The organism is Rossellomorea marisflavi (genome assembly GCF_022170785.1).
GTDB lineage: Bacteria > Bacillota > Bacilli > Bacillales > Bacillaceae_B > Rossellomorea > Rossellomorea marisflavi_B.
The window spans coordinates 3472074-3493734 of sequence record NZ_CP081870.1 but is presented as its reverse complement, the minus strand read 5'-3'; the positions used below and the strand labels follow the sequence as shown (position 1 = coordinate 3493734).

General features: G+C 42.6%; 26 protein-coding genes. 18 read left to right on the top strand and 8 right to left on the bottom strand.

What is annotated here, in order from left to right:
* Positions 1 to 134 precede the first annotated feature (134 nt).
* The 4 genes from dnaB to K6T23_RS18275 all read left to right on the top strand — a co-directional run bounded on the left by dnaB (position 135) and on the right by K6T23_RS18275 (position 2649).
* The gene (gene dnaB, locus K6T23_RS18290) at positions 135 to 1217 is read left to right on the top strand and encodes a replicative DNA helicase (RefSeq protein WP_273546587.1); all 1083 of its coding nucleotides are present in this window, start codon (positions 135 to 137) and stop codon (positions 1215 to 1217) included.
* A gap of 13 nt (positions 1218 to 1230) precedes the next feature.
* Complete coding sequence (locus K6T23_RS22225) at positions 1231 to 1419, top strand: Fur-regulated basic protein FbpA (protein ID WP_337946918.1); 189 nt, start codon at positions 1231 to 1233, stop codon at positions 1417 to 1419.
* Positions 1416 to 1985, top strand: coding sequence for a RuvC family protein (locus K6T23_RS18280; RefSeq protein ID WP_238282415.1), 570 nt, complete (start codon positions 1416 to 1418; stop codon positions 1983 to 1985). The genes K6T23_RS22225 and K6T23_RS18280 overlap by 4 nt, the downstream gene beginning before the upstream one ends.
* A 181-nt stretch (positions 1986 to 2166) precedes the next feature.
* Positions 2167 to 2649: a hypothetical protein gene (locus K6T23_RS18275; RefSeq protein WP_238282413.1), complete on the top strand. Its 483-nt coding sequence runs from the start codon at positions 2167 to 2169 to the stop codon at positions 2647 to 2649.
* A gap of 74 nt (positions 2650 to 2723) precedes the next feature.
* On the opposite strand, the gene K6T23_RS18270 is transcribed toward K6T23_RS18275, so the two are convergent.
* The 3 genes from K6T23_RS18270 to K6T23_RS18255 all read right to left on the bottom strand — a co-directional run bounded on the left by K6T23_RS18270 (position 2724) and on the right by K6T23_RS18255 (position 5270).
* Complete coding sequence (locus K6T23_RS18270) at positions 2724 to 2879, bottom strand: hypothetical protein (protein WP_238282411.1); 156 nt, start codon at positions 2877 to 2879, stop codon at positions 2724 to 2726.
* A gap of 508 nt (positions 2880 to 3387) precedes the next feature.
* Positions 3388 to 4197: an STAS domain-containing protein gene (locus tag K6T23_RS18265; protein WP_238282409.1), complete on the bottom strand. Its 810-nt coding sequence runs from the start codon at positions 4195 to 4197 to the stop codon at positions 3388 to 3390.
* Between the two features lie 608 nt (positions 4198 to 4805).
* The gene (locus K6T23_RS18255) at positions 4806 to 5270 is read right to left on the bottom strand and encodes a DinB family protein (RefSeq protein ID WP_238282407.1); all 465 of its coding nucleotides are present in this window, start codon (positions 5268 to 5270) and stop codon (positions 4806 to 4808) included.
* A 233-nt stretch (positions 5271 to 5503) separates the two neighbouring features.
* Between K6T23_RS18255 and K6T23_RS18250 the strand changes: the two genes are divergently transcribed.
* The 8 genes from K6T23_RS18250 (at position 5504) to K6T23_RS18215 (ending at position 9961) form a co-directional block, all read left to right on the top strand.
* Positions 5504 to 5950, top strand: a complete 447-nt coding sequence (locus K6T23_RS18250; RefSeq protein ID WP_238282405.1) for an ArpU family phage packaging/lysis transcriptional regulator — start codon at positions 5504 to 5506, stop codon at positions 5948 to 5950.
* 44 nt (positions 5951 to 5994) lie between these two features.
* Positions 5995 to 6777, top strand: coding sequence for a hypothetical protein (locus K6T23_RS18245; protein ID WP_238282403.1), 783 nt, complete (start codon positions 5995 to 5997; stop codon positions 6775 to 6777).
* A gap of 310 nt (positions 6778 to 7087) precedes the next feature.
* The gene (locus K6T23_RS18240; RefSeq protein WP_238282402.1) at positions 7088 to 7294 is read left to right on the top strand and encodes a hypothetical protein; all 207 of its coding nucleotides are present in this window, start codon (positions 7088 to 7090) and stop codon (positions 7292 to 7294) included.
* Between the two features lie 63 nt (positions 7295 to 7357).
* Positions 7358 to 7996 carry a BA5345 family protein gene (locus K6T23_RS18235; protein ID WP_238282400.1) on the top strand — a complete coding sequence of 213 codons (639 nt, stop codon included), beginning with the start codon at positions 7358 to 7360 and terminating at the stop codon, positions 7994 to 7996.
* 594 nt (positions 7997 to 8590) lie between these two features.
* Positions 8591 to 8875, top strand: a complete 285-nt coding sequence (locus K6T23_RS18230; protein ID WP_238282398.1) for a hypothetical protein — start codon at positions 8591 to 8593, stop codon at positions 8873 to 8875.
* A gap of 58 nt (positions 8876 to 8933) precedes the next feature.
* Positions 8934 to 9179, top strand: a complete 246-nt coding sequence (locus tag K6T23_RS18225) for a hypothetical protein (RefSeq protein ID WP_238282396.1) — start codon at positions 8934 to 8936, stop codon at positions 9177 to 9179.
* Positions 9176 to 9493 carry an HNH endonuclease gene (locus K6T23_RS18220; protein WP_238282388.1) on the top strand — a complete coding sequence of 106 codons (318 nt, stop codon included), beginning with the start codon at positions 9176 to 9178 and terminating at the stop codon, positions 9491 to 9493. Before K6T23_RS18225 ends, K6T23_RS18220 begins: the two co-directional genes overlap by 4 nt.
* Positions 9494 to 9643: 150 nt before the next feature.
* Positions 9644 to 9961, top strand: a complete 318-nt coding sequence (locus K6T23_RS18215; protein WP_238282386.1) for a P27 family phage terminase small subunit — start codon at positions 9644 to 9646, stop codon at positions 9959 to 9961.
* Between the two features lie 456 nt (positions 9962 to 10417).
* Here the strand turns inward: K6T23_RS18215 and K6T23_RS18210 are convergent, their stop codons facing one another.
* Positions 10418 to 11302, bottom strand: coding sequence for a LysR family transcriptional regulator (locus K6T23_RS18210; protein ID WP_238282374.1), 885 nt, complete (start codon positions 11300 to 11302; stop codon positions 10418 to 10420).
* Positions 11303 to 11424: 122 nt separating this feature from the next.
* Between K6T23_RS18210 and K6T23_RS18205 the strand changes: the two genes are divergently transcribed.
* On the top strand, positions 11425 to 12048 hold the full coding sequence (locus tag K6T23_RS18205) for a class I SAM-dependent methyltransferase (RefSeq protein WP_238282371.1): 624 nt from the start codon (positions 11425 to 11427) through the stop codon (positions 12046 to 12048).
* Positions 12049 to 12722: 674 nt separating this feature from the next.
* Here the strand turns inward: K6T23_RS18205 and K6T23_RS18200 are convergent.
* A complete protein-coding gene (locus tag K6T23_RS18200) occupies positions 12723 to 13103 on the bottom strand; it encodes an Ltp family lipoprotein (RefSeq protein WP_238282361.1) in 381 nt (126 codons plus the stop codon).
* A gap of 314 nt (positions 13104 to 13417) precedes the next feature.
* Here K6T23_RS18200 and ytvA point away from each other — a divergent pair, with 314 nt between their 5' ends.
* Positions 13418 to 14191 carry a YtvA family blue-light photoreceptor gene (ytvA, locus tag K6T23_RS18195; RefSeq protein WP_238282359.1) on the top strand — a complete coding sequence of 258 codons (774 nt, stop codon included), beginning with the start codon at positions 13418 to 13420 and terminating at the stop codon, positions 14189 to 14191.
* A gap of 50 nt (positions 14192 to 14241) precedes the next feature.
* Here ytvA and K6T23_RS18190 read toward each other — a convergent pair whose 3' ends face one another.
* The 3 genes from K6T23_RS18190 to K6T23_RS18180 form a co-directional block, all read right to left on the bottom strand.
* Entirely contained in the window at positions 14242 to 15456 is a 1215-nt protein-coding gene (locus K6T23_RS18190; RefSeq protein ID WP_238282350.1) for an AGE family epimerase/isomerase, read from the bottom strand.
* Between the two features lie 83 nt (positions 15457 to 15539).
* Entirely contained in the window at positions 15540 to 16418 is an 879-nt protein-coding gene (locus tag K6T23_RS18185) for an SDR family oxidoreductase (RefSeq protein WP_159642643.1), read from the bottom strand.
* A 436-nt stretch (positions 16419 to 16854) separates the two neighbouring features.
* Complete coding sequence (locus K6T23_RS18180) at positions 16855 to 17460, bottom strand: TetR/AcrR family transcriptional regulator (protein ID WP_238282349.1); 606 nt, start codon at positions 17458 to 17460, stop codon at positions 16855 to 16857.
* A gap of 150 nt (positions 17461 to 17610) precedes the next feature.
* Between K6T23_RS18180 and K6T23_RS18175 the strand changes: the two genes are divergently transcribed.
* The 4 genes from K6T23_RS18175 to K6T23_RS18160 all read left to right on the top strand — a co-directional run bounded on the left by K6T23_RS18175 (position 17611) and on the right by K6T23_RS18160 (position 21652).
* Positions 17611 to 18801, top strand: a complete 1191-nt coding sequence (locus K6T23_RS18175) for a YhgE/Pip domain-containing protein (protein WP_238282347.1) — start codon at positions 17611 to 17613, stop codon at positions 18799 to 18801.
* A gap of 202 nt (positions 18802 to 19003) precedes the next feature.
* On the top strand, positions 19004 to 19615 hold the full coding sequence (locus K6T23_RS18170) for a DedA family protein (protein ID WP_238282346.1): 612 nt from the start codon (positions 19004 to 19006) through the stop codon (positions 19613 to 19615).
* Positions 19616 to 19750: 135 nt separating this feature from the next.
* Positions 19751 to 20923, top strand: coding sequence for an MGDG synthase family glycosyltransferase (locus tag K6T23_RS18165; protein ID WP_238282345.1), 1173 nt, complete (start codon positions 19751 to 19753; stop codon positions 20921 to 20923).
* Between the two features lie 39 nt (positions 20924 to 20962).
* Positions 20963 to 21652, top strand: a complete 690-nt coding sequence (locus K6T23_RS18160; RefSeq protein ID WP_238282343.1) for a polysaccharide deacetylase family protein — start codon at positions 20963 to 20965, stop codon at positions 21650 to 21652.
* Positions 21653 to 21661: the final 9 nt, after the last annotated feature.

Sequence of the window (21661 nt, the reverse complement as noted above, 5' to 3'; positions counted from 1 at the left end):
ATTATTATGTCCAAACTCTTCTGCTAAGATTGAATACTTTTCAGAATCTTCTTTAGTACACTCCTTTCCATCATGATGTGCCGCAAAAGTAACAACATCGTCTTTGTGTGAAGTATCCATCTTTTCTAAAGCATTTGCTCAAAGTGGCCGAGTCTGTTCCGACAACTAAAAACTTCAAATTCTATGAGTCTCTGGTTCTGGAAAACTGGCGGAAACGAAGATCACTGCAACTGGCCAACGACTTCAAGAAGCAATTGGTCGAGGAGGATCCGGCCGAAGCGATCCAAACGGTCATCGGTGAATTGATGAAGGTGCAGGAAGAGGAGACCGCGGATGACGATGGCAGCATAAAAGAAGAGCTGCTAAATGTCTACGAACAGTTAAGCACCCAAACCGACCAGATGACGGGGATCCCCACTGGTTTCGATGAATTAAACAAGCTCACTGGTGGCCTCCAGGAAAGTGACCTTATCATCATCGGGGCCAGGCCATCCATGGGGAAGACGGCCTTTGCTCTAAATGTAGCCTTTAACGCAGCTGAAGATGGCGAAATCCCGTGCATATTCTCTCTGGAAATGCCGAAGAAACAGCTACTGAAGAGGCTCATCTCGATCTCTGGCAACATCGATGCTCAGAAGATGAGAAATGCAAGTGAAGACTTCATGGATCATGATTGGCAGAAGTTCTCTCACGCGCTCGGCATCCTCAACAACCTGGATCTGCATATCTTTGATAGGCCAAGTGTAACGGTGAATTACATCTGGACCAAGGTAAGGAAGGTAAAGAGAGAGAACCCTGGCAAGAAGCTCCTGGTGATGATTGACTATCTTCAGCTGATCATGGGGAATGCAAGCTACCGCGGGAACAGGCTTCAGGAGATCAGTGATATCAGCAGGAGCCTCAAAGCCATGGCAAGGGAGCTTGAGGTGAACGTAGTGGCCCTCTCTCAGCTTTCAAGGGGTGTAGAGCAACGACAGGACAAACGGCCGATGATGTCCGATCTGAGGGAATCTGGACAGATTGAGCAGGATGCCGATATCATCGGATTCCTATACCGGGACGATTACTATTACAAAGACTCTGACTTAAAAGGGATCACTGAACTGATTGTCTCTAAGCACCGTAACGGGCCTACAGGTACGGTCAAACTCGGGTTCGTAAAAGAGTACGGGAAGTTTATCAACTTGGTCAAACAAGAAACAATGAATTTCATGTAAAGGGGATAGAACCATGAGGTCTACTATGCCTTCCGGGCAATTAAGAAAAGGAATTCAAATCCAAAAGGATTTTTATAAAAGTGAACTTCTGCTGATGGACTACTTTAAAACACCATGTGGAAAGCAATTGTACGAGCTCACCTTATCAGAACTCGAGCAGGTCTATGAAAGCGAGAAAGCTAGAAGGAGGAAGCGAGCATGAGATTTATAGGAATCGATCCGGCATCGAAAACTGGGTTTGTGGCCTTAGACGATCGTGGTGAAGTTGTCAGGGAAAAGGAGTTGTCCGGAATTGGGGATAAGGATCCTAAACGTATGGTGACCCTGATTCACGAAATCACTACACACCTGCAGCCAGGCGACCACATCTGTATTGAGGGATTCCCCTATAGCACACAGAAGGCCATGTTCGCCGGGGGATTGCATCACGGGATTAGGAATGAACTTTTCAAAAGGCGCCTTCCTTATCACGAGGTTGCTCCAAATGCCGTCAAAAAGTTTGTGGGCGTGACGGGCTGGATTGGAGAGAAGGGCAGCAAGAAGAGGCTAACAGGGCCGCAAAAGAAGCGAGAAGTCATGAAGGCGGTCTTCAACGCCTTTGGGTATGAACACCGGAGTGACAACGTAGTAGATGCTTACATCCTGGCTAGGATCGCCTTCGCCATCTTTGTGATCCGAGAGACTGGTGAGATAAATCTGACAGTAAATCAGTCTCAAGTCGTTCAGTCGATCCTCCAGGAAACGTCGGATGTGAAAAAGAAAGCATGAGCACCAGGCACAGACCATTGAAAAAAATCGTTTTCGGCATGACAGAAAAGACCATTGGGAAGATTATTGCCGACCATGAGGATCGAGGCTGGAGACAATCAACCCTAATCAAGAAACATGGATACGGGTTAGGCTGCCAAATGATCTGGCAGAAAAAATAGATGATAAGGGAGACAGAGACATGACTAAAACTCAACTGAACGTGTTTTTCAAGATGCAACAGAAGGACGATAAAAAAGAGGTCCTGAAGTTTGAAATCAAAGGACAGGAAGAGGGAGACGAGTCTACCACAGCACTTTATGCCCTTGCAGGGAGCATCATCCTCTTTGAAATTGAAGGGTGTGCAGCTGGGGAGACTTCGGCCGAGTTCATGAACATTCAGCGAGACTCCAAGAAGACGGCCATGAAATTTGCAATTAAAGGGGATTCAGAAAAGAAGGCGCAGGAACTTTACAAATACGCGGGGCGAAATGTGAACCTCTTCATTCAACAATCTCAAATGAGCATTGAAGAGTTCTATGAAGACAATTCAGGTGTCGAGTACCAAGTAGACGGCAACGGTAACGTCGAGGTTCCAAAGGATCAATTGAGCATCGATAACGTGGAGGACCAGGAAGAGCAGGATATTGTGGATCCGTTTGAAGAGAAAGAGCTGCATTTATGAATTTATAACCAAGAAGCAGTCTGTAGGGATAGCTGCTCCTTGATAAAAATATTTATGATAACACCGCATAAAACTTATTTCTGATTTTCACTAAATTTGTTTTTGAAGTAAAGGTAATCAACCTTGTGTTTAGTGGCCATAAGCTGTGATGCAAGTATAGCTGTATATATTGTTGTTAGAAGGACACTTAAAATCGCAATACCAAACAAAGAATCATTTTTGCTGTTCATATCTATACTTCCTCCTTTATCGAATATAGATATTTTCACCTGGGAAATGTAATTTATGCATGAGAAGGACAAGGAGGAATTAATCCTAATGTATACATTTAATATTACGAGAGTGACACATGTGCAACTCTCGTAAAGAATAAGGTATTTCTGATTGCCCGAAATCAATAGATAAGGGAGGGGGAGTTAATTGGTCTGGATATTATTGAGAAGGAATTAATTTGTTTTTTTGTAATTTCATGAGATGAATTGTTAGTCATGCTAGAGCAAATTGGAAAGTGGATTGAAGGAAAATTCTTATAGCTATGAGAGAATAAGTGGAAGTTATTCCTTTATTAGTTTTATGTAAAGGTGTCGGTGATGAAACCAAAAACACCAAATGAAAGAAGTAAAATGACTATGATTGTTATGATTGTTAAATTAATCAATCTCAACGTTGTTCCCTCCGTTGTTTTACTTACTTTTACCAAAAAGGGAATAACTATTCTAAACTCGGTTGGGAGTTATTCTAATAAAGGTCTTTTAAGGCAGATCTTAGTGTCGATGTTACATTTATATTATTGAAGTGTACTCCTAAATTAATCATTGTTTGGGCAACCTCAGGTCTAATACCTGTCAATATAGAGTTAACCCCAGACATTTTTAAAGCTTCAATTACCTTGAAGATATGACTAGCCACCATGGTGTCAATAATTGCTACGCTAGATAAATCGATTACTAAATGCTCTAAAGCATACTCATTACTTTTGGTAAGAGCCTTGTTCATTAACTCTTGGGCTCTTTGAGTATCAATGTCACCAATTAAGGGTAAAACACCAACAATATCTGTAACTTTTATTATAGGAATAGATAACTCTAAAGCTGTAGCTTCTGCTGCATAAATCCTTTTGAAGTAGCTCTCTGTATATGATGTACTTAACCATTGGACCGCCCGATCAACTACAGAGTCAAAGTTGGAAATAATATCGTAAAATTGCTCGATTGTCAGTTCATATTTAGTACTTTCTTGCATAAGGACTTTCCCGATTAAATTTCTATAGTCTCTGACTTCATCCAATGCAAGTTCTATAGATAGGTTAGAGTTAACCAAAGTATGGACAGCCTCATTTCCCCATACTTCTAACTTTGCATAAGTGGTGTTTAAGTCTTCAGCAATAGATGCTGCGTATATAGTAATAATATTTTCTCTCCAATTTTGCAGTTGTTGATTAGGCACATTTTTATTGGAACTGACTCCATTTTTAAAATCGATTAATTCCTGTTTTAAAGATAAGACCTTCTTAGCTATATCAGCTTTATGATTTTGGGTTAGTTCCACATTAAATGCATCCTTTCTTATGCGGGGGTATCAAGCAATTTTAGCATAAAGGTATGTTTTTACACTGATTAATGTGTTTAAGAAATGATTGGTAGCTTTGGAAACGTAGAAAAATATCCATACAAAAAGAATCGGAATTTCTCCCGATCCACAAAATATTTACGACTAAGAATATTTTCCAGAAAAGGGGGGGGCAATGTTGGGAAAACAATTGTTCATGCTACCTAAAATCGACAGGGAAAAGACCAAGGCAGCTGTTGAGTCCGCTTTAGACATGTATCGATTTTACTGACTAACAGTGCATGAAGATCAGCTCCCTAGGGTGACTGCAACGTACTCTTTAATTCCTCCGGCATTCTCGAATCAGTTTCATTCTTCTACCGAGCAGGATGTTGCGGATCCGTTTGAAGAGAAAGAGCTGCACTGATGAACATTGACCAGGGAGAGGCGGAGCTGCCGCCACTCCTTGGTGAAAATAAAACTAGAGGGTAATCAAGGTGGATAATAAGGAAACTATGAAAAGCTTTAATGCATACGTCAAAGAACAAGATACTGAGGCACTAGATCGGATAAAAAACCATTGGGATTTGAATACCGTCTGAAATACCTTAGTTGAAAAGTATGATTTTTGGATCTTTCTTGGAGCAGTGAACTAGCATTGCATGTAATTGACCTCGATGGTGATAGACATGGGCAAGAATTTCAATTAACCATTCATAACGGGTATAGGTAGCACCCCAGTAAGAAGTAGTTTGTTTATTCAATTGTTCAACTGTTAGTTGCATATAGTTGGTTTTTAATGCATTGAAATTTTTAATTAAGCCCTCTTTTATGTCATCTAATGTTTTGTAAGAAACACCAGCATAAAAACTCTGCATTTCTTTTTCTGAAGCTTCCTTAGAAATCCGCCAATCAGCTTCACAAATTATTGCAATGTGCTCTAGTAGTTCCCCTATTGAATGTTTATCAAGAGTAGGTCTCTTTTGTAAGTCGGCTTCACTTAGAGTCCCTACCATATCAATAGTTGTACTTATTGCTAATTCAATCTGATCCAAAATGCTCTTACAGCTCAAAAATATCACCCTTTATTGGTTTTTATGTACACCAAAAATTATACAGCAATATCGTAATTAAAAACCTAAAACCTTTTTTTACGAATCACCGATGTAACTCTTCGTAATAGTGGGGAGAACAGCATTCAAGCTTACAAAAAAAATCAGACCGAATGTAAAAAAGACCGGCATTGACCCTGCCGACCTTGGGGAATTTCTCGTCAAAGAATATTTTACCATAAAGGGGAGGTTCAATGTTGGGAAAACAATTGTTTATGCTTCCTGAAATCGACCGAGAAAAGACTAAAGCTGCTGTTGAAACCGCATTAGAGAATTATCGATTTTTCCTGCTTGCGATACCTGAAAGTAACCTTCCGAAGTTGACTGCATCATACTCCTTAGTTCCACCCGCATTCTCAAATCAGTTTCATTCATCTACTGAACAGACTGTTATTAATCGTGTGGATCAGGAAATCGCTCAGAAGAAGCACATTGAATGGGTCCTTATGGGGGTAAACCGACTGAACAAGGTGGAGCGTGAAATTATTTACAAACGTTACCTTAATGATGATGAAATGTATGATTATGAGCTTTACAACGAACTGGGAATGAGCGAAAGAAGGTATTATCGGATAAAGGCTAGAATATTCTATAAGTTAGCCTTTGCGCTAAAAATTGAGCAATATAAGCACCCTCTATAGTAAGGGTGCTTTATTATGATGAAATTATTTAAGGAGAGATTTAATTGAGTGATGAATTAAAGAATAAGCTTATGGAAGATATTTTGAAAACTGGATTCCCACTTGAGATGGAGATAACTCAAACGTTAAGGGAAAATGACTGGGCGGTTAGAAATGGCTCTTATTATATTGATAAAGATGAGGACAAAGGAAGGGAAATTGATATAATAGCAACTAAACACATAGTAAATGAAATTGAGGAAACAGGATTTTCTAGAGAGGTAGTGTTTTCATTAATCATTGAAATTAAGAAAACAGAGGGGAAGCCTTGGGTATTCTTTACATCGGAAGCTGAAGGATCAATAGAAAAAATACTACCGATAGATGTTGCAATCGCTGGTTTTAAAACACAGAGTTATTTACTTATGAGAATGTTCAGGGAAAATTCTCATCAAATACATACTAGAATTGGAAGGAATTTTTATGTTGGTTTCTCAGGTAATGGGGGTAGGGATGACATCTACAAGGCCTTATCTAGTGTAATAAAAGCAACTCGACATTCATTAGAAAATAGTGTCGCCGCCGGTAATAAAGGTGGAGATGAGTTGTTCTATTATTATGAACCAGTAGTAGTTATTAAAGGCAACTTGTTTGAAGTTTACATTGACGATGAAGGAAAACAAGTGTTGGAAGAAGCAGATTATATACAAACACAGTTTAACTATATTTCTTCAAATTATCCTATTAAAAGTCGTAAAATTGTTCATGTTATAAAAGCTGACTACTTACCACAATTTATTAATGAACACAAAGATTCATTGCATTCTTTTTGTAATTCTTTATCCTGATCAACTCCTCTTCAGAGGGGTTTTATTTTTGAAATTATTTAATAAGATATCTTATTTATATTTACCAGTTAAACACTAACTAGTCGGGACAGCCTGTTTCTAAAGTCTGAGGTAAATTAATATAAGAAAGCCAAGGCATCAAGTGAATATTGGATGCTTTTTTTATGGAAGATAAACGGCAGTTTTTTGGCAGTTTTAGTGCAGAGCATTTCATTCTGACCGTGCTATTATGTTATTAACGAAATATATCAAAGTGGCTCCTTTTAGGCGAAGGGAGCCCTTTGTGTTACCTCGACGCCTAAAATTAAATTTGACCCAATTTGAGAAGACTGAGAGGGTAATTGAATTGAAGATAGTAGATCATCTAAGTGAAGAGCAACTGAAGAAGCTAAATGTTAAAAGAAAAAATCCACATGAACCCAAGATGAAACCACATCATGAGCGTGTGGATTGGAATAACATCATGGGGGGCAACAGGGACATATACACAAGTAGGGGAAATAATGTCGAGATTTGACGATTTATAGACGTTGAGGATATGTGTCTTTTTACTCATAATGATGGGAGGGGTGATGTATATTTGAATTTTGATACAAAGTATTTAGTAAGGTGGGGAATCCCAGGTTGGGTTTTAATGATTTTATTAGTCCCTTACCTATGTATATTTACAGAGTTTAGCATAGATGGGATTCAGAAGGGGTCCAACAATTTAGTTGCTATCGTAGCGTTTCTGACTCTTATTGGAGTACCTATTGGTTATATGATGAATCAAATACATCATGCATTAACTTGGGTGTTTGTTAGGCATAAGTATATAAGGAAGCCGTTAAACTGTATAGCTAGTCTTTTCAAGCGGGATAAAAAAGGTGACAAGGAGAAAGAGGGCAAAGAAAACTGGGAGGAGTTCTTTCAAAAAGAACTGGAAATTGATGAATTTCTTCATAAAAAAAACCGGGAATATCTACGCGAAAGGTATAGGTACCTGCTATCTAAGAAACATGAATTAGGTGGATTAACTGTAAGTTTGTTCTTGGTGAACGCAGTAATTGGATTTATAATATGGCGCTTTCATTATTTTAAAGAGTGGTCATGGTGGTATTTTTCCATTACATCAGTATTGTTTTGCTTAACGTGGATGAGCAGACAATATTCCAGTAGAAATATAGACAGGTATTTCGAGGAATACCACAAGAGGGCCAAAAAAATCTATAAGAAATAGCCTTGTAAGGCAAGCAGATATAGATGCATCCCATATTGGGGTGCTTTTTTACGTTCAAAATAAACTGATTAAGGAGTGTATGTAATGATTAAGTCCAATGAATTGCTATGAGGCATCTTCCAAAGAGTCTGAAAAGATGTACAGAATGTTTGCGAATGCCTTTATTAAAGCATGCAAAAGGCTACTTCCTTGTATAATAGCATCTTGGATTCATACAGAGATACGAAAAAAGAAGGTAAGAGACGTCTAGCTGAACGGCGCGTGTGGAGTCATCAAGTACCAATGAATTATCACTTTTAAAAAGGTTTATACGGTGTTAATACATTGTGACCAAGAAGATAGGTACAGAAGGCTAGCAGACCGAGGAGATATATGGCTTTAAGAGAACATCTGGTTAACGATTGAAGAAGCTGAGAGAAATTTTGAGAATGCAATTTTAGAACAAGTTCGTATAATCAACACTTCACAAAATACTGTTGAATAAGTTGCTAAAGGATTGTATTACTGGATAGAGAATATTCTTCAGAATAACCATTGAAGGTAAATATCTCCAAAGTTAGAATAAGAATAGAGACTTTGAAGGAGAGTGGGACGATGGAAGGAACTAAAGTGGTTAAGTGTCCTCAGTGTTCAAATGATAAAGCAAGACGAAGCAAGATCATGAAGTTCCTGGTGATTTATTCGTGCGTGGTGTTGATCATCCCTATCATCGGCTGGTTAGGTGGTATTATCGGCCTGAGTGCTGCCTGGGTATTTAATAGGCAAATTAAAAAAGACAACATCGTCATCATGCGGTGTTTGATTTGTAAACATAGATTTAGAGTCAAGAAAGCGGACTTTGAGGAGTACCAAACACATGCAACTCATCCTGTAGCGTGAGCTAGGGAGCATCCTTTCGAGGGTGCTTTTTTTGTTGCCATAATAGGGGGAAAGTACCATGAATGAAGAGAGCAGGAGGGAATTTCTGAATGAGTTAAGCAGATTCATTGAGTACCTTAAGAAGGCGGCAGTGGAAGTGTTAAGGCGAATGAAAGAATTCTGCTTCGCCGTTAAAGAGCAATTAGGGAAAGCGAAGAGCCGAATTGATGCCAGAAAAGGGTGGGATATCCTTTTTTCGGAGAGAAAGCAGACAGTGAACACGTACAGGCCAATCAAGGCGGTTGCAAGGAGTGCTCTACAATGACGACAGAAGAAATCAGGTTGCTCATTGCCAATGATCGCATTGATAAGTTCTATAACCGAGGAGCATGGCGAAGGAAGAGCAAGGATATCCTGAAGCGGGACAACAATGAATGTCAGATCCACAAGCGCAGAGGAAAGTACGCAAGGGCTCAAAACGTCCATCACATTAAGGAGCTCAAGGACTTTCCGGAGTTTGCTTACGACGATGAGAACTTAGAGGCGGTGTGCATCCAATGTCACAATGAGCTTCATCCAGAGAAGCTTGAACGGTTCAAGAAGAACGAGAAGGAATTTATAAATGAAGAGAGGTGGTGAAGAGAAGAATAATGCCCCCCGGTCAAAAATTTTGGCGAATTACTTGGGAGGGTCTACAACGGGGGAGGGTGACGATTAAATATATTTCTGATGTCCTCATGAGTTAATATTGGGAAACGAATGGAAATTGTTCTGCTAGGAGGTGATAAGATGGCCAGGAAAACGAGCCAAGCCCAGAGAAAAAGAATTGAAGCAGATTTGCTTGATCAACTTAAGGAAAGAGAAATATCTGGTGAGCACTTTTTTGACTTGGTTCAGGTGTACCTATCGATGTGGGATTTAACAAATTCACTGATAGAAGATATCGAAAAGGAAGGTCCAAAGGTTGCTGGAATGCATGGTCCAAAGTCAAATCCAGCTATAAATGACCTGAACAAAACCAATGCTCAAATGTTAAAGATCTTGTCGGAGCTAGGACTCAAAGCTGCCGCGAACTTTGATGGTGATGACGACGATGACGACTGGTAAGATTCAATACAACAAACATATTGATCATTACTTTAAACAAGTTGAAAGTGGCTATATTGTCGCTTAGAAAGAAGTAAAGCAATTAGTAGCCTATCTTAAAGGGAAGCTTCATGATGAAAAAGAACTTATTCACATAGATCATGAAGAGATAGATCGGGCCATTAAGGCAATTGAGAGATACTTCCCCTTCCTGTTGCTTCCTTGGAAAAAATTCATTACAGCATTTGTCGTAGGGATGATCTATAAGAAAGATGGCTCATTGGTCTTCAATGAGTTTTTTTTAATGATGGGACGGGGCGCAGGGAAAAACGGATTTATAGCTGCCCTCTCGTTTTATCTGATCTCACGACAAAAGATTCGTAATTATGATGTTGCTATTGAGACCCATACAAGAAGATATTCCCTATAACTGGATATAATTAAAAGCATTTCCTGTTATTAAGTCAGTCACATTTCTTAAACATCCGACCGTAATCTAAAAAACTCAATAAAAGTCCTCACAGCAGGAGGCAACAATTCTTCACTATCCAAACTCACCAGGGCTATCTGACGATACATCTGCGGGAAATCAATAGGGTTAAGTTTTACTAGTGTATTATTATCTAATAAATCTTGAACCATTGATTCTGTAACCAATGTGATCCCATTGTTGGTTAATACAAAATCAAGTGCCGTGCTGGGTGGAAGTTCAAGGTGATTAAGTCCGGGTGTAATCATCGATTTTTGCCAATGTTTACTTCCCTCGCTCCAGTCGACAATGATATAAGGGGAGCATTCCTTTACTAATTCAGACACAGTACGATCATGAGTAACAGCGATGGGGTGATCACGATGAGCTACCAGAATGAGTGGTTCCTTCAGTACGGCATGATGCTTTATCTCCGTATTAAAGTATGGAAATGTGATCAAACCAATCTTAATGAATCCATCAAAAAGCATTTCAAAAAGTTGCTCGTTATGTCCTGTGTGGATTTCTACTTGAATATCGGTAGAACTCCGATGTAATTGTGAAATGATTGAACTAAAAGCGCCTGAAGTGAAGGTAGGTAATGTACCTATCGTCACATGTCCAACTTTACCTTCTTGAATTGATTTGACTCTGTCTATCCCTCGGGAGAGAACGTCAATCATCTGCAAGGCATATGGAAGGAAGCCTTTCCCGATGTCAGTAAGTTCCACCCCTTTGCCTGCCCGCTGAAAGAGACTGCCCCCTATTACTTTTTCAATTCCTTGTACTCTTATACTGATCGTAGGTTGGGATAGGTTGAGATGCCTGGCCGCCTTACTATAACTTCCGAGCCTTACAACATGAACAAATGCCTCTATTTGATTGATATCCACAAACGTAACCTCCAATTACTATAAAAAAATTCAATAGCACCTATAGTTTCTATTATATTGTTTTATAAAACTGCTCACTTATAATTTTTTTAGGAAGATAAAATGTCTGCAGAGGTGAAGGAATGAAATTCTTAAATTGGCTAAAAACAATCCTAGAGGACCAATATCAACGGCCATCAGGTCTTCTGGGACTGTATATTGGAGAAAAAATGGTGGTGCAGCATGAACCTGAAACACGATGGACACTTGATTTATTGAACCTGAATGAGGAAGAGTCCGTTCTGGAATTAGGATGTGGAGCTGGGTACGCATTGAAGCTTTTAGCTAAGAAACCTTCTGTTGAAGAAGTAGTGGGAATGGATTTATCCAAGTCGATAATCGGTTCAGCTAAAAGAAGAAATAAGGATGCGATAAAAAGGGGAAAGGTTAAACTGGTGCAAGGAGATGTAAAGGATCTTCCTTTCGAAGACCAACTTTTCACCAAGGTCATGAGTATCCATTCAGTATATTTTTGGGGAGAATTTCCTCAAACGATTCGCGAAATGTATAGAGTTCTAAAACCAGGAGGAACAATCGTTATTACTTTATGTAATGGAACGAGTGAAGAAATATGGAGTGGAGTCAACAAGATGATAGACGACCAGCTACTCCCACTTGTGAAGGAAAATGGGTTGAAGAATGTACTGATGAAAACAGGACCAAGATCAAGGGGATATCAGACGGTAGCCATATGTGCAGAAAAATAAGCGGTCCTGATGCTGTACTCAAAGGAAGGCACTCACCAATTAGGCTAGATTAATACATTTATTTTAAAATAATTATAATCTGCAGACAGCTTTACGACTATATGATTCATCACTACAACTTGTGGTTGACTCCGATTTCTGCATTTGAGGGTACAAAGAAAGCGAAAACTCCTGTATCTTAATTGTGTATATCTACCGTAACAAATTTAACCTTTTACTCCCAACCTCTTTTTCTATTTTACTCACTCACTATCCCAATACGGTTCGAGTCGAGACCCCAGGGCAATGGATTTTGTGTCCGGTATGTCACGGGAAAACGGTTTGTCACCAGCGCACCAAACGCTATGTACTCCTCTGCTATTCTTGGGATACAGGAGTCATATGGATGGAAATGGAGAGTGTTCGCCGACGGTGTGTTTCATGTGATCTAACGTTCACATACGATTTTGAGTTTGGTCTACAACGAGAATCGACGGCCTATTTTCGGGGACAAATTGTAAAGCGTTATCACGGTGGTCTCCTCACATAGGTCGCAGACGAATATCAATTGTTTGCACCACGCTTTGAGAGGTACATTTTATGGTTTTGCACACTAGAATTTGTTCGTGTATAAGGATTACATATGTAGTAAAACGATTTAACCCTCTCACAGATTATGTGAGAGGGTTTTCATTTTATTTTAAGTGTTCTACTGCATACTGGGCTTCTTCAGCAGTGAATTTCTCGCCATATTCAGACACTAATTGATCATAAACAGCATCACTAGACATAGCCATCTCATCAACATACGTTTCAGCCTTTTTTAAAGCGGATGCAAATTCTCTAGGGACATCTTCTTTTTTCTGTCCTGTGTTTTTCTTCTCTTCTTTTTTACTAGTGTCATTTTTTTCTTCATTTTCAGAAGCGGTTTTTGTTGCTTCTTTCTTTTCTACTTGTGCATCTGGGAAAGTGGAATCTTTGCTATCACTAAAAGCTGCAGTGACTAGGCCCAAAATAATTAGTAGGACTACTAAAGCAATAAATCCCAAACAGCCAAACTTGAAAAACTTTTTCATTGCTAGACCTCCAAATGGTTTGATATAAGAATATTTTACACAAACCCCACCGGGTATTCATTGTGTTATTAGAGGGATTAGTGGATATAAGTTACAACTTACTACTCTATGAGTATTGGGCTTTTTAATGCATTTGCTTTCGCCCACATTAGTTATAATCTGATGCGTTTCTTCGAAAAAATGAAGAATCGCTCAAACTACATTTACTGTAAAACATTACAATTTGTAGACACCTTTCCAACTATATTATACTTATTGATAGATATAGTTGGACCAATAAACTACCCATGTCAAATTTATCATTAGGGGGAAATGTGTCTATTAACCTGAGTGAACATATATTATTGAAAGCCTTGAACTATACAGGGGCTGGTGTGTTGATCACCGATCCGGTTCTACATGATAATCCCATCGTTTTTGCAAACAAAAGCTTTGCCGCGATGACGGGGTATTCCATGGAGGAAGTGATGGGGCGAAACTGCCGATTCCTTCAAGGAAGTGAGACCGATCAGAACGAGATTGATAAGCTTCGTGTGGCCATCAGGGATAAAGAATCCGTCTTTATTGAAGTTCTGAACTACAAGAAAGACGGCACGCCGTTTTGGAATAGCTTGTCGGTAGATCCCTTATATATAGAAGAGGAAGATAAATACTACTTTGTAGGGGTGCAGCGGGACGTGACCGCGAGAAAGAGGGCCGAGGAAAACTACAAGAAGGCCCTCGTGGAAATTGAGCAGCTTTCTTGTCCCATTGTCCCGTTAATTGGTGATATCGCTGCGCTTCCTCTTGTGGGGACGATGAATGAGCATCGATTTGAGGTCGTATACGAGGGAGCCTCTCAACATGTATCGAACCATCATATCGAGAAATTGATTATTGATGTGTCGGGGTTGATCTATCCTTCGTCCGATGACCTTGAAAGTATATTCCGTTTGGAAAGCCTTATGAACGTGATGGGGACCGAATTGCTTTTGACCGGTATCACGGCAGAAATGGCCATGCTCGCCAATTCTATGAACATCGACTTTCCTTCCTCCCTTAAAACCGCTCCAACCATTAAACGGATGCTTGAAGATATCTACTATTAAAAATAGCCCCCTTGTTTTCAAGGGGGCATTGTTGTTTCTTTACGTATTGATTAACTTGAATGGTCATCCAAGGCAAGGATCGCCTGATAACAAGCCGCCACGGGATGATAATCCGTCTTGGGAGGGGAACTCTTCTCTTGGCTGTATTTCTCATTCTCACGGTCAAGGAGCTTATACCAGCCGCCGTGCTCATGATCCATGAGATTGTCAGCAGAATACGAGAATAGCTGTTGATACTTCTCCCAGTAAGCATGATTTTCCGTTTTGGCAGCAAGCAGGGCTGAGGCGGCAATGGCTTCTGACATCACCCAGTAGTTTTTGTCGTGGTCGATTACGTCAAGCTCAGGTGAAACGGCAAAGAAGAGACCGCCGCAGTCTTTGTCCCATGCAAGCTCCCATGCTCTTTCGTAGAGATCTTCGGCCTTTTCAAGCATCCAAGGTTCAGAGCGGTGACGATCGAGCCACATGAGGAGCTTGGCCCACTCGAATTGATGGCCGGGGATGAAGCCGTACGGGCGGAATTCATCTTTGGTATCGCCTTTATTGAATGTGTAATCGGGCTCCCACTCCGGAGTGTAGTTTTCCCACACAAGTCCGCCTGAGCGGTCGGCCAGATCGATGGTCACCTTTTTCGCGAGATTATACGCTCTTCCTAGATACATCTCATTTCCTGTTGCCTCGTATGATGATAGCATCGCTTCGCACAGATGCATGTTGGGGTTTTGCCCTCTGTAGGGGGAGAGACTTGTCCAATCTGCATTCCACTCATCCCGATACAATCCGTGAGCCTCATCCAAGAAACGGGTTTCGAGCACATCATACACATTTTCCATCACTTCATTTGCTTCTTCGATACCGGCTTTGTAGGCGATGGATGATGCGAGCAGTACGAAGGCATGACCATAGGCCATCTTGGCAGGGTTCTCGACCTCGGTGCCGTTCATTTCAAAGTAATAGCCGTTGTGCCGATGATCCAGGTGATGCTCATTCAAGAATCGGATTCCGTGACGAGCTGCTTCAAGATAGTGGTCACCTCCTCCAAGAATGGCACCGATGCTGAAATTATAGATATACCGGCTGGTGGCAACGAGGTGTTTGGTGGTGGTGTCGTTAATGGTGCCGTCATCGAGAAAGCCATTGATATAGCCGCCTTGTTCGTGATCAATGCAGGCAGGATAATAGAAATCAAGCGTCTTGAATACATGCTTCTTCAGCTCTTCTTGATGTAGAAAATCGGTGGATGAACTGGATGTGCTATTCTTCATGGAGTTGCTCCTCCTTCATTTGATTTCCTTCCATAATAAAAACTGCAGAAAAGAGAACTTCTCTGCAGTTTTTTCATTCATCCTTACGAGGACATGTACCCTCCGCCGTTCACGTGGATGAACTGGCCGGTCATATAGGCGGATCCTTCTGAAGCGAGCAGGATGTATGGCTCTACAAGGTCTGCGGGCTGTCCCGGACGGCCCAGTGGAGTGGATACACCGAAGGATTCCTGTAGTTCGGTTGTCATGGTTGCTGGGATAAGCGGCGTCCAGATCGGACCTGGTGCTACTCCGTTTACACGGATGGCTTTTTCGGCGAGTTCCTGTGCAACGGAACGGGCGAATGCCACGATCGCGCCTTTTGTAGAAGTGTAATCGATCAGTGCTTTGTTTCCTGTATATGGATTGATGGAAGCGGTGTAGATCAGGCTGTCACCGGCAGACAGATGAGGGATGGCTGCTTTCGTGAAGTACACCATGGAGAAGAAGTTCACGTCAAATGTATGCTTCAACTGCTCTGCGCTGATTTCCGTGACGCTGTTTTTCACTTCCTGACGTGCTGCGTTGTTGACGAGGATATTTAATTTCCCGTGCTCTTTGATGACGTCTTCAACAACACTGAAGCAGAAATCTTCATCCACTATATCCCCAGGGTGAAGGGTGCATTTGACGCCTTCTTCCTCGATGCGTTTCTTCGTCTGTTCGGCATCCTCATGTTCATCTAAGTATGAAATGGCAATATCCGCGCCTTCTTTTGCATAGCCGATCGCCACGGCTTTCCCGATCCCGCTGTCTCCCCCTGTGATGAGGGCAACCTTGCCTTTCAGCTTTCCTGAGCCCACATGGCTTTCCAGTTCATAGATCGGTGTCGGATCCATCTCTTTTTCGACTCCAGGCTGTTTGGATTGTGTTTGGGGAGTGACTCCGTTTGATAAAAAGGTTTGTTTGTCCAGTTCGCTCATTGCTGATTCCTCCTTGTTTATTTTCGTCGCTTAGTTAAGTACAGTATTTACCATTCCACATTCATATGGGGTTAAAACCAATTTCATAAATGTAATCGTTTAACTGGTGAAAGTTTTACTGGAATAATGTTTTGGTCAAAGATGAGAAAGGGCGTGGACTCATACTTTTTAGTACCGTGACACCCTGATCCGCTCCGATTTTTCAAAAGAAATAGGGGGATCAAACCTTCCCTGAAAGCTTAATTCATGTTTGCGAGATGTAGTTCTTGAAAAGTTTCGAGGAGCAGAAACGGTAGACACCTCCATGGCAGCAGGGAGATGAAAGCGTGGTCTTTATTGGACAATTAGATACTCATGAGGGTAGCTGTACAAATCCATCCGTTATTTTATTGAAAAAGCATTCAGTCATCATGACCGAATGCTTTTTAGGCGAGGATCATTTCCCTCCACCCATCATTGCTTCCAACGGACCCTGACTCATGATCTTCGTCATCATCAGGGCGATGTCTTCAACGGGCAGATCATTTCCGCTCATCATCCAGTGCGACAGGAGACCGATGTTGGCTGAGGTGATGTATGCCATGAAGTAATCGGCAGGAACGGCAGGGGAGGGGGATTCGGGTCCGAGGTATTGATCAAACTTTTTGAGCATATTTTCTTTCATGGAGGATTTCAGCTGTACCGTGAGTTGGGGATCACCTTGAGGTAACAGCATGACCCGAAGGAAGTCACTGTGAGAGAGGAGGTACTCCAGCAGTTTCTGGATTGGCTCGTAGGGTTCATTGTTTTTGGCTGCGACTTTTATATCGGTGGGGTCGATTTTCGACGTGAGAAGGGGGATATCAGCAAAAATGTCTTCTTTCAGCTGATCGGTGAGATCCGCCACGTCTTTATAGTGAAGGTAAAACGTTCCACGATTGATGTCCGCCCGTTCTGTGAGGTCTTTGACCGTAATCTTGGTCAGGCCTTTTTGGGGGATGAGGTCGAGAAGGGCATCCCGGATAAGTTGTTTGGTGCGGATTTGTCGGCGGTCGGTTTTCATTTTTTTCGCTCCTTAGTGAACAGTATGAATGAATGTGTTGAGTATAGGACATATGGTTGTGGATTGATGATTGTAAGAACAGCTAATTCCATTATAATCAACAAAGTGATTATTAATCAACGTAGTGTCCATTAAAAGGAGTTGGTCAAAATGAAATGGTATAAGAATAAAATCGTGTGGGCTTCCCCGTTCATTGCGTTCGCTATTATCTTTATTTTTTCCGTCACAGCAGTCCCTACGGTGCAGCCGACACCGAAGGATCTGCCCATTGCCGTCGTAAACAGTGATGAAGGGTTCCAGGCACCCGGACAAGAGTCTATGAATGGCGGTAAAATGATCATGGAGAACGTCCGAAAGCAGACAGGATCGTCAGTCAATTGGGTCCGGGTCGATAGCAGGGAGGCAGTGTTGAAAGGGATGGATGAGCAGGAGTATTACGCAGCTCTCGTCATTCCGAATGATTTCAGTGCCAAGCAGGCCTCACTCCAGACAACTGAGCCTGAAGCATCCGACATCGAAGTCATCGTGAATCAGGGGATGAATACCGCTGCTTCGGGGATGTCTTCTCAAATGCTGAATGGCATCGTGGATCAGGTCAATCAGTCGGTCCGTGCAAACGTCATGGCTGGGCTGGAGAAGAAAGGTGCCACCTCGCTGTCGATTGAGCAGGCTGGTGTACTGGCGAATCCGATTGCGAAAAAAGTCACGAACGTCCACAGTCCAGGTAAGGATTCAGCTAACGGGAACTCACCGATGTCCCTCTTCCAGCCATTATGGATGGCCAGTCTCATCAGTTCCGCCATCATTTTCTTTGCACTCAGGAAGCTCAAGGTTTCCTCTCGAATGGAAGGACTTCTGATGAAGATGGTTCAGGCCGGGATCGGGTTGGTCATCGCCCTTGCCATCGGATTCGGATTAAGCTGGGTGGCGTCTGATGTGGTGGGCATCCACATTGCGGATTATTTGGATACGGCCCTCTTCCTGTCCATCACGTCATTCAGTTTCTTCCTCATGATTTCAGCGGTCCTTTCCATCTTGGGAGCGAAGGGATTGCCGATTTTCGCCTTGATGCTCTTCTTCGGGGTACCGCTTCTTAGCCTGGCTCCCGAGATGCTGCCCACGTTCTATCGGGAATGGGTATACCCGTGGCTGCCGATGCGATTCATGGTGGATGGATTAAGGGAGATGTTCTTCTTCGACAAAGGGTTAGCGTGGAGTGCCCCACTGGAAACACTCGTTTGGATCGGTACGGGAGGCTTGGTCGTCCTCTTCCTGTCTGCATTCAAACCTGGTAGTGGAAAGCAGGAGAAGCCGGTTGGTGTGAATTCTGCTCAGCATTAATGAAAGGAAGTCCGGTTCTTTTTGTAGAATCGGGCTTTTTTACGTTCTGGTCTTTCATTGCCATCAAAAATACGGATTGCTTTTTTGGCCTCAATGGTTTATTACTTGAACAGTGGCAAATGAATGCGTCTATCCTTTTCCTATCCTTCTATCACGGGAAGTATAAGGGCAACGATAGATTTCGATGAAAGGTAGAAGAACAATGACGATGGATACGCTTTTGCACTATCTCGATGTGTACGGATATGTGATTATTTTTGTGTTCTTATTTTTGGGGATTGTCGGCATTCCTGCACCGGAGGAGTCCCTTCTGTTTTTGATCGGGGTACTGGTCTATCAGCACAGCCTGGCGTTGCTTCCAGCTGTTTTATCGGCCTTCTTCGGTGCCTTCATCGGGATGCTCTCTGCCTATGTGGTGGGAAGATACATCGGAAGCCCGTTCATTCGGAAGTACGGTAAGTATGTAGGCATCACCGAGGAACGGTGGGAGAAGGTACAGGAGAAGTACATGAAGAATGTGCGGAAGACGATCCTCCTCGGCTATTACATGCCGGGCATCCGGCAGATCAGCCCGTATTTCGCCGGGATCAACCGCATCGGGTTCGGAAGCTTCTTCTTCTTGTCCCTGGTAGGGGCGTTGATCTGGACGCTCCCGTTCATCCTCGCCGGTCTTTTTGTCGGCAGCAAGGTGGATATCAATCCTGCGTATGTTCCGTACCTCGGCCTTGTGTTACTGGCTATTTTCTTCCTGTTCGTCCTGATCAATTATGTGAAAAAGAAAAAAGCGAATCGAGTGAACAGCCCTCAGGAATGACGGGCTGTTTTCCTTTTCCTGAAAATCTCCTTTTCTTTACATTAAAAATTGATGAAGAAGGGCGCATTTCGGATTTTTGATGGTAGATTAAAGATTGAAATCACATGTTGAGAGCTGACAGGAGATGAAATCGACATGAAGAAAATTCTATTCTTACCGTTCTTGCAAATGCGCTCGGGGCATCATCAAGTGGCCGAGGCACTCATGGATTGCATCAAGGAAACACGGGCAGATATAGAAATGAAAAAGGTGGATCTGCTGAGCTATAGCAATCCACATATCGAAAAGCTGGTGACGAAAAGCTATCTGAACTGGATCCGCTATGCGCCAGCCACCTATAATCTTGCGTATAAAACCCTTTTTAATAAAGAAACAGAAAAAAGCCGATCATTCAAGGTCCGACACTACTTCTTTCTGAAGAAGATGAAGCAGCTCCTTCTGGAAGAAGAACCGGACTTGATCGTCTGCACCCATGGATTTCCTTCATACCTTCTCAGCGAGCTGAAGAGGCAGGGGAAATGTGAGGCGCCGGTGATGAATGCCTACACGGATTTCTTCGTCAACAGCGTCTGGGGAAGGGAGGAAATCGAGTATCATTTGCTTCCCAACCCGGAATTGAAGCGCGAATACAGTGAGCGCTATCGTATCGCAGAGCAGCGGATGATGGTGACCGGGATACCAGTGCACCATCAGATCACGGACACTACCTCCTCCAAGTCACCGAGCGTGCGCCCTAAAGTATTGATGGCTGGAGGGAATAGCGGGCTCGGCTGCATGATGAAACAGCTTGAGGGCTTCAAGAAGAGTTCCCCGTTCGATCTCTATGTTCTCTGCGGGAACAACCATGCCCTCTATGAAGAGCTGCAATCATGGAACGCGGATCACATCAAGCCGTTTCCGTATCTCTCCTCCAGGGAAGAGATGAACGAGCTGTACGATGAGGTGGATGCCATCGTCACGAAGCCCGGAGGTGTCACGATCAGTGAGGCCCTCCATAAAAAGCTGCCGATCTTTGTTCAATCGGTGTTGCCCGGGCAAGAGGAGATCAATATGCGATACCTGACGGAAAAAGGTTTGGTGTTCAAACTCAATCAGGATCACTCCCTTGAACAAGAACTCCTTGGCATTATGATGGATCGCGAGACCATGAAACAATGGAAGACCTCCATCCAACTTTACCAAAACGGCATGGAAACCGAAGCGCCGAAAAAGATTGCTGAGTTCATGAGCAGCATCATCGAAGGAACCGTCCACATGCCTCCAAGCTATGAAGAACAGGCTGGCGTTTACGGACTTGCTAGAGCTTGATCAACGGAATAAAAATCAACATGGAATTGAGGGAACGCAATGGTGTATATCATAGCAAGCATCTTCTTTCTCCTCGCCCTGTACACGGTCATTCCATACGGCTTGTCACGCGGGCTGGGGTGGAGGGTGATGAAAAGGGTGGAGAGTCCGACGGATATTGCTTTCACCTTTGATGATGGACCGGATCCTACCTATACGCCTGTGCTCCTGGATGTTCTGAAAGAAAACGGGGTGAAAGCCACGTTCTTCGTAGTCGGAAGTAAAGCCGAGAAGAACCCTGATATCATCAGGCGGATGCATATGGAAGGCCATCTTCTCGGCATCCACAATTATGAGCACACGTCCAATTGGCTCATGAGTCCGTGGAAGGTGAAGAAAGGGATCGAGAAAACGGCAGCGATCATCGAAGAGATTACGGGTGAACGAACCGTCTATTACCGACCACCGTGGGGAATCTTGAATCTGATCGATTTTATCAAGAAGAGTCGTTACTTCATCATTCTCTGGTCGATTTCCGCAGAGGACTGGAAGACATCCGGTGGTAGTGACAAGATCCGACGTGCCTTATCCGGTATCAAAGGGGGAGACGTTGTTCTCCTCCATGATTGCGGAGATACACCTGGAGCGGATATCGAGGCCCCGGCCATTACAATCGAGGCGTTGAAGGATGTGCTCCCTGCAGTCAAGGCAAAAGGATACACATGCGTCCGCGTGGACGAGATGCGGTAGACTTGAATC

What these genes read in the sequence shown, in the direction of transcription:
- K6T23_RS22225 (WP_337946918.1), top strand. Translation starts at nt 1,231, where the DNA reads ATGAGGTCTACTATGCCTTCCGGGCAATTAAGAAAAGGAATTCAAATC.
- K6T23_RS18280 (WP_238282415.1), top strand. Translation starts at nt 1,416, where the DNA reads ATGAGATTTATAGGAATCGATCCGGCATCGAAAACTGGGTTTGTGGCC.
- K6T23_RS18275 (WP_238282413.1), top strand. Translation starts at nt 2,167, where the DNA reads ATGACTAAAACTCAACTGAACGTGTTTTTCAAGATGCAACAGAAGGAC.
- K6T23_RS18270 (WP_238282411.1), bottom strand. Translation starts at nt 2,879, where the DNA reads ATGAACAGCAAAAATGATTCTTTGTTTGGTATTGCGATTTTAAGTGTC.
- K6T23_RS18250 (WP_238282405.1), top strand. Translation starts at nt 5,504, where the DNA reads ATGTTGGGAAAACAATTGTTTATGCTTCCTGAAATCGACCGAGAAAAG.
- K6T23_RS18230 (WP_238282398.1), top strand. Translation starts at nt 8,591, where the DNA reads ATGGAAGGAACTAAAGTGGTTAAGTGTCCTCAGTGTTCAAATGATAAA.
- K6T23_RS18225 (WP_238282396.1), top strand. Translation starts at nt 8,934, where the DNA reads ATGAATGAAGAGAGCAGGAGGGAATTTCTGAATGAGTTAAGCAGATTC.
- K6T23_RS18220 (WP_238282388.1), top strand. Translation starts at nt 9,176, where the DNA reads ATGACGACAGAAGAAATCAGGTTGCTCATTGCCAATGATCGCATTGAT.
- K6T23_RS18215 (WP_238282386.1), top strand. Translation starts at nt 9,644, where the DNA reads ATGGCCAGGAAAACGAGCCAAGCCCAGAGAAAAAGAATTGAAGCAGAT.
- K6T23_RS18205 (WP_238282371.1), top strand. Translation starts at nt 11,425, where the DNA reads ATGAAATTCTTAAATTGGCTAAAAACAATCCTAGAGGACCAATATCAA.
- K6T23_RS18200 (WP_238282361.1), bottom strand. Translation starts at nt 13,103, where the DNA reads ATGAAAAAGTTTTTCAAGTTTGGCTGTTTGGGATTTATTGCTTTAGTA.
- K6T23_RS18190 (WP_238282350.1), bottom strand. Translation starts at nt 15,456, where the DNA reads ATGAAGAATAGCACATCCAGTTCATCCACCGATTTTCTACATCAAGAA.
- K6T23_RS18185 (WP_159642643.1), bottom strand. Translation starts at nt 16,418, where the DNA reads ATGAGCGAACTGGACAAACAAACCTTTTTATCAAACGGAGTCACTCCC.
- K6T23_RS18180 (WP_238282349.1), bottom strand. Translation starts at nt 17,460, where the DNA reads ATGAAAACCGACCGCCGACAAATCCGCACCAAACAACTTATCCGGGAT.
- K6T23_RS18175 (WP_238282347.1), top strand. Translation starts at nt 17,611, where the DNA reads ATGAAATGGTATAAGAATAAAATCGTGTGGGCTTCCCCGTTCATTGCG.
- K6T23_RS18170 (WP_238282346.1), top strand. Translation starts at nt 19,004, where the DNA reads ATGACGATGGATACGCTTTTGCACTATCTCGATGTGTACGGATATGTG.
- K6T23_RS18165 (WP_238282345.1), top strand. Translation starts at nt 19,751, where the DNA reads ATGAAGAAAATTCTATTCTTACCGTTCTTGCAAATGCGCTCGGGGCAT.
- K6T23_RS18160 (WP_238282343.1), top strand. Translation starts at nt 20,963, where the DNA reads ATGGTGTATATCATAGCAAGCATCTTCTTTCTCCTCGCCCTGTACACG.